Origin of the sequence: Enterobacteriaceae endosymbiont of Donacia marginata, from assembly GCF_012567685.1 — a bacterium.
In the GTDB taxonomy this organism is placed as follows: Bacteria; Pseudomonadota; Gammaproteobacteria; order Enterobacterales; family Enterobacteriaceae.
On the sequence record NZ_CP046184.1, the window covers coordinates 290,463 to 303,725 of the forward strand.

Here is a 13,263-nt window from a genome sequence, read left to right on the forward strand (position 1 = left end):
CTTTAAATTAAATTTAAAATAATCATATCATTTATATATATTTTTTTTCAAAATCATTCATAAAATTTATTAATTTTTTAATTCCTTCTATAGGCATAGCATTATATATTGAAGCTCTTATTCCTCCTATTTTTTTATGTCCTTTAAGATAATATAATCCATTTTCTTGTGATTTTTGTAAAAATAAATTTTCTTTTTTAGGATTTTTTAAATGAAAAACAATATTTGTTATTGATCTATTACGATTTTTAATTTTATTTATATAAAATTTACTTTTATCTATAGTAGAATATAGTAATTCTGCTTTTTTTTTATTTATTTTACTAATATATTTTATACCTCCCTTTTTTTTTAACCATTTTAAAACTAAACCTGATAAATATAAAGAAAAAGTAGCAGGTGTATTAAACATTGAATTATATTTAGATATAATTTTATAATCTAATACTGAAGGTAATTCTTTTCTTTTTTTATTATTATTTAAAATTAATTTTTTTTTTATAATTAAAATAGTTAACCCAGCAGGACCAATATTTTTTTGTGCACTTGCATATATCATACCATAATGTTTAATATTAATTTCTTTCGCAAGAATAGCAGATGATAAATCTGCTATAATAGTTTTGTTTTGTAATTTAGGTTCTTCATTAATTGCAATACCTTCTATTGTTTCATTAGGACAATAATGTATATATTTTGAATTATTATTCATATTCCAATATTTCATTTTTTCAATATAATATAATCCATTTTTTTTTTTTAATGGATTAATAATATTTGGATTACAATATTTTGTAGCTTCTTTTATTGCTTCATTTGACCAATGTCCAATGTTTGCGTAATCAGCTGTTTCATTATAATCTAATAAATTCATTGGTATAGCTGCAAATTGTGTTCTAGCACCTCCTTGACAAAATAATATTTCATATTCTAATGGAATATTCATTAGTTCTCTTAAATCTTTTCTTATTTCTTTAATTAAATTCATAAAATCATCAGTACGATGACTAATTTCCATAACAGAAACATGTAAATTATTCCAATTTATTAATTCATTCTGTGCTTTTTTTAAAACTTCATAAGGCAATGAAGCCGGTCCCGGACTAAAATTAAATATTTTTTGCATGATAATAATCCTATTAAATATATTATAAATAAAATGATATATAATATTTTTTTTTAAAATTAAAATATTAAATAATACTATTGTGCGTATACATAGACATTATAATGCCAAAATTAGCCATAATCACAACAAGAGATGTACCTCCATAACTTATTAATGGTAAAGGAATCCCTACAATAGGTAATAAACCACTTACCATACTTATATTAATAAATATACATAAAAAAAATATTAATATTATTCCACTAATTATGATTTTATTAAAAATATCTCGACATTGAAATGATAAAAATAAACTTCTTCCTATTAATAATAAATATAAAGTGATTAATAATAATACTCCGATAAAACCAAATTCTTCTGCAAATACAGAAAATGCAAAATCAGTATGTTTTTCTGGTAAAAAATCTAATTGTGATTGTGTTCCATGTTTCCAACCTTTTCCAAATAATCCTCCAGAACTAATGGCAATTTTAGATTGAAAAATATGATATCCTTTACCTAATAAATCATAATGTGTTTTTAATAACATTAATATTCTTTCTCTTTGATAATCATGTAATAAAAATACCCATGCAAAAGGGAGAAATATTATAAATAAAATAATACTATTGAAAATCCTTTTCCAAGATAATCCAGCTAAAAATAATATAATAGCCCCAGATAAACCAATTAATATAGCAGTACCTAAATCTGGTTGTTTAGCAACTAATATAGTAGGTATTAATATTAAAATTATTGTTCTGAAAAATATTTTTTTATTAATATAATAATTATTTTTATTAATAATATAAGATACAATTAAAGGTACTGATATTTTAGCTATTTCAGATGGTTGGAATGTAATAAAATTAATATGTAACCATCTTTGTGCACCTTTTATTGTACAACCAACAAATTTTACTGCAATTAATAAACATATAGTAAAACAATAAAATAAAAAAGAATATTTTTTATAAACATTTGGAGGTATTTGAGCTGCTACTAACATAGTAATAAAACCTATACAAATTTGTATTATTTTATGTTTTAAAAAAATATAATTTTGAGTACCTGTTGAACTCCATGTTATAAATAAACTAATTATTAAAATTATTATAATTAATAATAGTAATATTACATCTATATGTAATACAGAATGTATAAATTTATTAAAGTTTTTTTTTTTCATAATAAAATCACATAATTAAATTTTTTATATTAAAATTTTTTTTTTGTTTTCAAAAATATAATCTAAAATTTTTCTAGCAATATCACCAATAAATATATTTTTATTACTATTTTCTATAATAATAGTCATAGCTATTTTAGGATGGTTAAAAGGAGCAAAAGCTATTATAAGTTTATGATCTCTTAATTTTTCTTCTATTGTATTAATATTATATTTTTTTTTATTTTTTAAATTAAAAACTTGTGCCGTTCCTGTTTTTGCGGCTATATTATAATTTTTTACATTAAAAAAATATTTATATAAAGTGCCATTTTTTTTATTTACTACATTAAACATTCCTTTTTTAATTATATTCCAATAGTATATAGAAAAATTTACTACTTTTTTATATTTTTTATGAGTATAATAAGTAAAAATATTATTTAATTTTTCTTTTTTATAAAGATGAAGAGGTTTACTAATACCATTATTAACTAAAATAGTTAATGCATTATGTATTTGGATCGGAGTCGCATTCCAATAACTTTGTCCTATACCTACAGAGATAGTATCTCCAATATACCAAGGTGTATCTATATTTTGTAATTTCCATTGTTTTGTTGGCATATTACCTAATTTTTCATTAAAAAGATCAATATTTGTTAATTTCCCATAACCAAATTTATTCATCCATTTATAGATTTTATTAATACCGATATTATAGGCTAATCTATAAAAAAAAGAATCAGATGATTCTTGTATTGCTTTATTAATATTTAAATAACCATGACCATTTTTTTTCCAATCTTTATATATTTTATTAAATTTAGGAATTCTCCACCATCCTGGGTCAAATAATATTGTATATTCATTTATTAAATTCAAATTTAATGCTAATAAAGCAATATATGGTTTAATAGTAGAAGCAGGAGGATAAATACCTTGAATAGCACGATTAACTAAAGGATTATTAGTAATAATATTATTTTTTAATAAAAAATGTAAATTAGTTTTTTCTTTATTATTATTAAGAAATAGATTTGGATCAAAACTAGGAGTAGACACCATAGCTAAAATTTCACCATTTCTTGTATCACTAATAATTACAGCACCTTTTTTATCTTTCATTAAAGAATAAATATATTTTTGTAAATTATAATCAACAGTTAAATAAATATCACTCCCTGTATATGCATCTTTTTTACATATTTTATATTTATAAAGACCTATATTATTTACAGCAATTTTTTGATAACCATTAGTTCCATATATTTTCTTTTGGTAATATTTTTCAATACCATTTATTCCTACTGAAGAGTTATCAGTATAATTTTTTATTGTTTTTTTTTTCTTAAAAATAATTTTTTTTTTATTATTACTAGAATGTATATAACCTATTATATGTGCAAATAATTTTTTTTCTGGATAAAAACGTTTTTGATAAATTTTAATAGACATTCTAGGAAATTGATATTTATTTACTAAAAATTTTGATACTTGAGTATTATTTAGATTTATTTTTAAAATTATTTCTTTTGATGGATTTTTTTTTATTTTTGATTTTATTAAATTTATAATATTAAATTTATTAATTTTTAATTTTAAAAATTTTTGTAAAAAAATAACATTTTGGAAAAAATTATTAGTATTATCAGGTTTTATTTTAATGTGGTAAAAACTTTTATTTTTAGCTAGAATTATACCATTTCTATCATAAATTAAACCTCTATTTGGTTTTAAAAAAAAAAAACCAACGTAATTTTGTTCAGATTGTAATTTATATTTTTTAAAAGATTTAATTTGTAAATAATACAAATTATATATTAAAATACTTAATAAAATTAAAAATATTTTAATTAATAATTTTGTTCTTTGTAAAAAGTTTTTTGATTTTATTTTATAATTTTGTAAAAAAGTATATTTACTATACATTATTATTTTATACCTATAAAATTTAATATATTTTATGAAACAAATAAAATTAATCTTTCTATATCAATCCAAAAATATTTTTCTGTATAATTATTTATTATAAAACTTTTAAGATTTATTTCAATTTCTAATAATAGTTTAATAATTAAATATATTTTTTTATTATTAATTTTTTTTAAAATTTTTATAAAAAAATTTTGTTTATCTGGTAGTATTAAAAATTTTTTAAAAATTATATTTAAAGGATATTTTTTTAAATTTCTATATATTTTAAAGATTAAAAAAATATTTTTTTGTAATTTATTAAAAATAATAAAAATATTTTGTTTATTTTTTTTCATTTGGTTAATTAGTATTAAACTATCTTTAATAGTACCTTCTAAAATAGAATTATTTAAATTATTATTTTTTTTAAAAAAAAGATTATTTAAATAATTATGATTTTTTTTTTGTATATAAATATTTTCTAGAACTTGATTTAATAACATTAAATTTTTTGAATAAAAATTATGTAATAAAATACAAATATTTTTATTTATAAATAAATTTAATTGTTTAAAACGAAAATAAATCCAATTAAGAAGTTGTAAATTATTTAATTTATTAAATTTATAAATTATTATATTTTTATTATTTATAATATTATTGAAATTTTTTTCAATATATAAATTTATATAATCATGAATTTCTAAAATTAGAATATTATTAATGCCTATATATTTAATTAAAGTATTAATATTTTTTTTAGATTTTAGAAAATTTTTTTTGTTTAAAAAAATTAAATGTATAATTTGTTTTTTACAAAAAAAATCTATAATTATAAATTTAGAAAAAATACTTTCCCAAAGAGTATTATCATCTATAATTATTATATTATTTTTAATAAAATTTAATTTTACTAATTTTTTTAATAATAAAGTTATATTTTTTTTAATAAAAAATAACTCACTTCCCATTATAATATAACAATAATATTTTTTATTATATATATCTGCATAAATTTTTTTTAAAAATATCTTATTCATTTTATTATTAAAACTTATATTATTAATTAGTATTTAATTTTATAAAAAATATTATTTTTTTTTTGTTACTATATTTAATATTTTTTGTGGAATATATATGATTTTTATAATTTTAATATTAATTAAAAATTTAGATATATTATTATGTGATAATACATATTTTTTAACATTATTTTCTTTATTTTTAAATTGGTCTGGAATTGAAAGTTTATATTTTTTTTTTCCATTTATTTGAATTATCAAATTAAATGTATTTTTTATTTTTTTAGTATTAATTTTTATAATTACAGGCCATGATGTATGATCAATATCATTTTTATTACCCATATATTTCCATAATATAAAACAAAAATGAGGGGTAAAAGGATAGAGCATTTTTAATGTAATTAATAAACTATTAAAAATAATAGTATAATCAATATTATTATATATTTTATATTTTTTAATTTTATTAAATAAAATCATAATTGAAGAAATTATTGTATTAAAAGATTGATTTTTTTCAAAATTATTTGTTATATTAATAATAGTTTTATTTATATAATCTTGGATTATTAGTTGTTCTTTATTATATAAAGAATCTAATTTATCTTTTTCTATTTCTTCATAACTAAAAGTTAATTTTTTATATTCATAAATAAATTTCCATATTTTTTTTAAAAATTTATACATCCCTTTAATACCAGTCTCTTGCCATTCTAAATCCATATCAGGAGGAGCAGCAAACATAATAAAAAGACGTAAAGAATCTGCTCCATATTTTTCAATAATATTTTGAGGATCAACCCCATTATTTTTAGATTTAGACATTTTAATCATACCATGATTAATTATTCTTCTTCCTTTATTATCTAAATAAATATTATTTTTTTTATCAAAAAAAACATTTTTTTCTTTTATCCAATGATATTTTTTTTCCTTATCAAGATAATAATAAGAATTTGCTAATACCATACCTTGACATAATAATTTTTTTACTGGTTCATCAGTATTTAATAATCCAATATCTCTCATTAATTTATGAAAAAAACGAAAGTAGATTAAATGCATTGTGGCATGTTCTATCCCTCCAATATATTGATCTACAGGTAACCAATAATTAGCATTTTTTTTATTTATCATACTTTTGTTTTCATTAATAGAAGTATATCTTGCATAATACCATGAAGATTCAATAAAAGTATCAAATGTATCAGTTTCTAATTGTCCTGTTATTCCATTATTGTTATATTTAAACCAATCTAAATTATTTTTAATTTTTTTACTATAATTTTCTTTTATATTTGTACTAAAAATTTTTTTTGGAAAAATAAAAGGTAATTCATTTTCTTTTAAAGGTATAAATTTCTTATTTTTTTTTATAATTATTGGAATTGGTGTTCCCCATATTCGTTGTCTTGAAATACTCCAATCTTTTAAATGGTAATATTTTTTATTAAATGCTTTTTTTTTTAAAATTAACTTTTTAATAAGTAAAATATTATCATTTTTAATATTTTTATCTAAATTAAATATTTTATTTTGTGCGATAAATGATGTTTTTTGTTTTTGTATAAAAATAAAATCTTTTTTATCATATTGAGGTATCCCAATAGTTGCATTAATTTCATTATAATTAGATAAATAATTTACAATTATTATTTGTATTTTTTTTTTTAAAATAATATTATTTTGTGCAAATAATTCACTATTAATATAATTTATTTTATTAGATAAAGACTTATTTCTTTTTAATGAAGATAATGATGAATATTTTTTAATAAAATTCTTAATTTTTTTATTTTTTATAAATTTTTTACATATTGGATGATTATATAAAATTTTAATAAAAGTAATATTTTTAAGAATACAAAAATATTTTTTTTCAATAAAAACATTAAATTTATAATTAGTATTATAAATTTTGAAAATAATTTCTATTCCTTCTATTTTACCAATCCAATTTTTTTGCATATTTTTTACTTTTTGAGGCCAATCATCTAATTTATTTAAATTATTAAGTAATTCTTCGGCATAACTAGTAATTTTTAAAAACCATTGATTTACTAATTTTTTTTTTACAAGACTATTACATCTCCAACAACATTGATTAATTACTTGTTCGTTAGCTAAAATAGTTTTATCTATAGGACACCAATTAACTATATCTTTTTTTTTATATGCTAACCCTAAATTATATAATTTTAAAAAAAACCATTGTTCCCAACGATAATAATTAGGATTACATGTTGTTATCTCTCTATCCCAATCAAAACTAAATCCTAATAATTTTAATTGTTTTTTCATATATTTAATATTATTTTTAGTCCATATATTAGGAGTAATATTATGATTATAAGCTGCAATTTCTGCAGGCAAACCAAAAGCATCCCATCCAATTGGATGTAAAACATTTTTACCTAACATTCGTTGATATCTTGCAATAACATCTCCTATAGTATAGTTACGTACATGACCCATATGTAATTTACCTGATGGATAAGGTAACATTGAAAGACAGTAAAATTTTTCTTTATTATTATTTTCAATAACTTTAAAAGTTTTTTTAGACTCCCATTCTTTTTGTACATAAAATTCTATTTCTTTAGGAAAGTATTCTTTTTTCATATAAAAATAATTCCTGAATATATTATTCAAATTTATTAATTTAATATTAATAAATTATTTTATAAAAATAATTTTGTATATATTATTTATATAATATAAATTTTATTTAAAATATGGATTTTTATATCCAAGTAAATTAAGTATTTTTATCTCTTTTAATTGCATTATACATGTTTCTTTAATATTTTTATGGTTATATTTTAATAAATGTAAACATGAATGTATAATAAGATGTGCCCAATGAGATTTTAAAAGTTTTTTTTGTATAAAAGCTTCATGTTCAATAATCTCTTTACATAAAATCAGATCACCTAATAATGTTTTTTTTAAAAAATTTCTTTCTAATAAGAAAGATAAAACATTAGTCGGTTTAGCAATTTTTAAATATTTTTTATTAAGTTTTAAAATAGAATGTTTTTCTACTATAGAAATATTAAGTTCAATTTTTTTTATATTTTTTTTTGAAAAAATTTTATATAACCAATATAAAATATCACCTTTTAAAGGAAGGCTATGATTATTTTTACAAAAATTGTAATAATTTAAAATAATATTTAATTCCATATAATCCTGAAATAAAAATTAATTTTTATAAACAGATATAAATTTACCATATAAAGAATATATATAAGTATCAAGAATTTTTACATAAATAAATTGCCCAATATAATTTTTTTCACTTATAAAAAAAACTATTCTATTGTTTTCAGTTTTACCAAAATATTTATGATTTTGAATAGATATACCTTCTACTAAAATAATTTGTATTGTATTTAACATTTTCAAACTAAACTTTTTAGCTTGTTCTTTAACATAATATTGTAATAGATATAATCTTTTTTTTTTTTCTAATATACTTATATTATCTTTCATTTTACTTGCTGGAGTTCCTGGTCTAGGAGAATAAATAAAACTAAAACTCATATCTAAATCTAGATCTAAAATTAAAGAGATAGTCTTATTAAAATCTTTTTTAGTCTCTCCCGGAAATCCAACTATAAAATCTGAACTAATTTGAATATTAGGCCTAATATTTCTAATTTTATTAATAATTTTAATATATTCAGATATATTATATCTTCTTTTCATTAAAGATAAAATCTTATCAGAACCACTTTGTACTGGTAAGTGTAAAAAATTTACTAATTTAGGAAGATTACTATATGTATTAATTAATTCAGTAGAAAAATTTTTAGGATGGCTTGTAGTAAATCTAATTCTTTTTATATCTTCTATTTTTGAAATTAGTACTAATAATTTTGGAAAAGTACAATATTTTTTACTTTGATAATCAAAATAGTTATAAGCATTAACATTTTGACCTAGTAAATGTATTTCTTTTACTCCCTGATTAGATAAATTTTTAATTTCTAAAAGAATATCTTTATAAGGTCTACTTATTTCTTTTCCGCGAGTATGAGGAACTATACAATAAGTACAATATTTATTACAACCCTCTATAATGGAAACAAAAGCACTTGCCTTTTTTGTTTTTGTTATCGGGAAAAATTTAAATTTTTCAATTTTAGGGAAACTAATATCAATTAAATATTTTTTGAATCTACGTACTTTATATATCATTTGGGGTAATCTATGAAAAGTTTGAGGGCCAAAAATAATATCAACATAAAATGCTCTATTTAATATTTTTTCTCCTTCTTGTGAAGCAACACAACCTCCTACTCCTATAATAATTTCAGGATTTTGTTTTTTTAAAATTTGCCATCTTCCTAGTTGATGAAATAATTTTTCTTGTGCTTTTTCTCTAACAGAACAGGTATTTAATATTAAAATATTGGCATCTTTAACGGATTTAGTAATTTGACAATTTAACTTATTTTCCATAATATCTGCTATCTTAGAAGAATCATATTCATTCATTTGACAGCCCCAAGTTTTAATATATAATTTATCATTTGGCATAATTAATATTAAAGATTTATTTTTTATTAAATTTTATAAAAAAATGAATAAATCTGGGGTACCTGGATTTGAACCAGGGATGCCGGTATCAAAAACCGGTGCCTTAACCACTTGGCTATACCCCAAAAATGTTTACTATTCTTATTTGCGGGAGACGAGAATTGAACTCGTATTATTTTAAAATAAATAACCAGAACCTAAATCTGGTGCGTCTACCAAATTCCGCCACTCCCGCGAATTATTTTTTATTTAGCTACGATGGGAATTGAACCCATGACCTCAGCGTTATGAATGCTGTGCTCTGACCAACTGAGCTACGTAGCCAATAATTATTTTATATTATGTAAATAATAAATTATAACGTCAACTAATTTATTTATTTAAACTTATATTTACATTAAATTTGTGAAAAGAGTAAAAAAATATGTATAAATATAACAATTTCTATAAAAAAAATTTTATTTTTAAAATTATTGAAAATGATATAAAAAATAAAAAATATAATTTAATATGTACTAGATTTCCACCTGAACCTAATGGTTATTTGCATATAGGACATATAAAATCTATTTGTTTAAATTTTTCAATAGCTAAATTTTATAAAGGTAAATTTTTTTTAAGAATTGATGATACTAATCCTACAACTGAAAATATAAAATATATTAAATCTATAAAAAAAGATTTAATATGGTTAGGATTTAAATGGGATAAAAATGTTAAATATACATCAGATTATTTTGATTTGATGTATAAATATGCTATAGAATTAATTAAAAATAATTTAGCCTATGTTGATGAATTAGATATAAAAGAAATTAAAAAATATAGAGGGACATTATTAGTACCTGGTAAAAATAGTCCATATAGAAATCGTTTAATAAAAGATAATTTAAAATTATTTGAAAAAATGCGTTTAGGTAAATTTCCTGAAGGTAGTTTATCTTTACGTGCTAAGATAGATATGACATCTAAAATTATTGTTATGAGAGATCCTGTATTATACAGAATTAAATTTCAATATCATCATCAAACTAATAAAAAATGGTGTATCTATCCTACTTATGATTTTAGTCATTGTATATCTGATGCAATTGAAGGAATTACTCATTCTTTATGTACATTAGAATTTCAAGATAATAAAATATTATATAATTGGATACTTAATAATATTAGTATAAAAAATCATCCTAAACAATATGAATTTTCAAAATTAAATATAGAATATGGAATAACTTCAAAAAGAAATATTAGTATTTTAATAAAAAATAAAATAGTTAGTGGCTGGGATGATCCTCGTTTATTAACTATTTCTGGATTACGTAGAAAAGGATATACATCATCATCTTTAAAAAATTTTTGTTATAATATAGGGGTAACTAAACAAAATAATATTATAGAAATGTCTTTTTTAGAATCTTGTATAAAATCAGAATTAAATCAATTAGTTCCTAGAACTATGGCAATAATAAGACCTTTAAAAATTATTATTGATAATTTTCCTTTAAAAAAAAAGATAAAATTATTAATTCCTAATCATCCTAATAATAAAGATATGGGATATAAAAATATTTATTTTACTAAAGAAATATATATAGATGTTTTAGATTTTTCTGAAATAGATCAAAAAAATTATAAAAGACTTATTTTAGGATCTAAAGTAAAGTTAAGATATGCTTTTGTTATTAAAGCAAAAAAAATTATAAAAGATAAAAATAATAATATTGTTTGTATTCATTGTATATATTATCAAGATTCTTTAGGAAAAAAGATAAATAAAAAAAAAATAAAAGGTATAATCCATTGGATATCTTGTTTATATTCTAAACCAGCTAAATTTTACTTATATGATAATTTATTTACAAAAAAAGATATTAATAATAATGACAATATTTTAAAATTTTTAAATAAAAAATCATTATTAATATATAATGGTTTTATAGAAAAAAATTTATTAAAAAATAGTAAAAATAAACGTTTTCAATTTGAAAGAGAAGGTTATTTTTATTTTGATAAATATTATTCAAATACAAATGAAATAATTTTTAATAGAATTTTATCATTAAAAAAAAATGATAAATAAAATTTATAAAATCAATTATATTTGTTGTTAATATAATTGATTTTATAATTATTAAATTTTTAATTCCTTAGATATTTGTTGTACCCATGTTTGAATTCGTAAATTTGTTAGTTCTGATTGTCGATCTTCGTCTATAGTTAATCCTAAAAAATAATCTTTATTTTTTAAACTTTTAGTATCATTAAAATGATATCCTTTAGTAGGCCAATAACCAATAATTTTAGCTTTATTTTTCTTTACTATATCATAAATAATTTTTATAGCATCACAAAAATATTCTCCATAATCTTCTTGATCACCGCAACCAAATAAGCCTATGTGTTTATCTTTAAAATTTATTTTTTGTAAAGTGGGTAAAAAATCTTCCCAATCACATTGAACTTCTCCGTAATACCATGTAGGAATTCCTAATAAAAGAGTATTATATTTTTTAATATCTTCTTGATTTATTTTAGAAATATTAAATACTGAAGAGTTTTTTTTATTTAATTGTTTTTGTATTTTAAAAGCAACATTTTCAGTATTACCAGTATCACTACCGTAAAAAATACCAATTTTAGACATTTTATATTATTTTTTTCTTTGAAAATATTATTTATAACATAATTTTAATATTAAATTAAATACTAATTTTGTATTTTCAATATGTAATAAATGACCAGCATTAGGAATATTATATATTTTAGCGTTAGGAAATTGAAAAAAGATATTTTTATAATAAATTTTATTTATATAATTTGATTGTTCCCCTTTTAAAAAAAAAACTTTACCATGCCATTTAGGAATTATATTCCAATCTAATATTTTTTCATATTGGTTTTTTAAAATTGGATAATTAAATTCCCATTTACCATTTATAAATGTTTTTAATAATGTATTTATTACATATTGATCATTAATATATAATTTCATTATATTAAATACATCTTTCCTAATTAAAATTTTTTTTTTATATACTTGTTCTAATGCAAAAAATATAATATTATTAGTATACTGATACTTTACAGGAGCTATATCTAAAATAATAATAGTTTTAATATCATCTAATGACATAAATTGGCTAGTCTTCATTGCTATTTTTCCACCCATAGAATGTCCAATAATAATAATATTTTTTTTTATATTTAAAAAATTTAATGTATCTAATATATCTTTAGATAAAGATATATAGTCCATTTTTTTATTAGAGGGAGATAAGCCGTGATTTCTAATATCTATTAATATAATTTTATATTTTAAATTTTCATTTAAAAATTTACCCATTATATATAAACTTTTTTTATTACCAAATAATCCATGTAATAGTACAATTGTATATTTTTTTTTAACAAAAAAATTATTATTTGGAATAATTAAATAACTAAGAATCATATAAAAAATATATTTATTTAAAAATAGTATTTTATCATATTAAAATAAA

The 13,263-nt window shown here is 18.7% G+C and carries 10 protein-coding genes and 3 tRNA genes; 1 reads left to right on the plus strand and 12 read right to left on the minus strand.

Translation table 11 applies throughout. The features are described from left to right. Positions 1–31 precede the first annotated feature (31 nt). The 10 genes from serC to GJU04_RS01505 form a co-directional block, all read right to left on the minus strand. On the minus strand, positions 32–1,126 hold the full coding sequence (gene serC, locus GJU04_RS01460) for a 3-phosphoserine/phosphohydroxythreonine transaminase (RefSeq protein ID WP_168893131.1): 1,095 nt from the start codon (positions 1,124–1,126) through the stop codon (positions 32–34). 67 nt (positions 1,127–1,193) lie between these two features. Further along, on the minus strand, positions 1,194–2,297 hold the full coding sequence (gene rodA / locus GJU04_RS01465; RefSeq protein ID WP_168893132.1) for a rod shape-determining protein RodA: 1,104 nt from the start codon (positions 2,295–2,297) through the stop codon (positions 1,194–1,196). A 24-nt stretch (positions 2,298–2,321) separates the two neighbouring features. Further along, on the minus strand, positions 2,322–4,208 hold the full coding sequence (gene mrdA / locus GJU04_RS01470; RefSeq protein ID WP_168893133.1) for a penicillin-binding protein 2: 1,887 nt from the start codon (positions 4,206–4,208) through the stop codon (positions 2,322–2,324). Between the two features lie 32 nt (positions 4,209–4,240). Further along, positions 4,241–5,233 (minus strand): DNA polymerase III subunit delta, encoded by a 993-nt coding sequence (holA, locus tag GJU04_RS01475; protein ID WP_168893134.1) that lies wholly within the window; start codon positions 5,231–5,233, stop codon positions 4,241–4,243. 51 nt (positions 5,234–5,284) lie between these two features. Next, positions 5,285–7,840: a leucine--tRNA ligase gene (gene leuS / locus GJU04_RS01480; protein WP_168893135.1), complete on the minus strand. Its 2,556-nt coding sequence runs from the start codon at positions 7,838–7,840 to the stop codon at positions 5,285–5,287. 102 nt (positions 7,841–7,942) lie between these two features. After that, positions 7,943–8,404: an rRNA maturation RNase YbeY gene (ybeY, locus tag GJU04_RS01485; RefSeq protein ID WP_168893136.1), complete on the minus strand. Its 462-nt coding sequence runs from the start codon at positions 8,402–8,404 to the stop codon at positions 7,943–7,945. Between the two features lie 18 nt (positions 8,405–8,422). Next, positions 8,423–9,763: a tRNA (N6-isopentenyl adenosine(37)-C2)-methylthiotransferase MiaB gene (gene miaB, locus GJU04_RS01490; RefSeq protein WP_168893137.1), complete on the minus strand. Its 1,341-nt coding sequence runs from the start codon at positions 9,761–9,763 to the stop codon at positions 8,423–8,425. Positions 9,764–9,816: 53 nt separating this feature from the next. Then, positions 9,817–9,888: transfer RNA gene (locus GJU04_RS01495), tRNA-Gln, on the minus strand. Positions 9,889–9,909: 21 nt separating this feature from the next. Then, positions 9,910–9,998 (minus strand) — tRNA-Leu (locus GJU04_RS01500). 15 nt (positions 9,999–10,013) lie between these two features. After that, positions 10,014–10,087: transfer RNA gene (locus GJU04_RS01505), tRNA-Met, on the minus strand. Positions 10,088–10,187: 100 nt separating this feature from the next. Between GJU04_RS01505 and glnS the strand changes: the two genes are divergently transcribed. Beyond that, entirely contained in the window at positions 10,188–11,843 is a 1,656-nt protein-coding gene (gene glnS, locus GJU04_RS01510; RefSeq protein WP_168893138.1) for a glutamine--tRNA ligase, read from the plus strand. 51 nt (positions 11,844–11,894) lie between these two features. Here glnS and fldA read toward each other — a convergent pair whose 3' ends face one another. Together fldA and GJU04_RS01520 are read right to left on the minus strand one after the other, a co-directional pair. Next, positions 11,895–12,407, minus strand: a complete 513-nt coding sequence (gene fldA / locus GJU04_RS01515; RefSeq protein WP_168893139.1) for a flavodoxin FldA — start codon at positions 12,405–12,407, stop codon at positions 11,895–11,897. Between the two features lie 27 nt (positions 12,408–12,434). Next, a complete protein-coding gene (locus tag GJU04_RS01520) occupies positions 12,435–13,214 on the minus strand; it encodes an alpha/beta fold hydrolase (RefSeq protein WP_168893140.1) in 780 nt (259 codons plus the stop codon). Positions 13,215–13,263 lie beyond the last annotated feature (49 nt).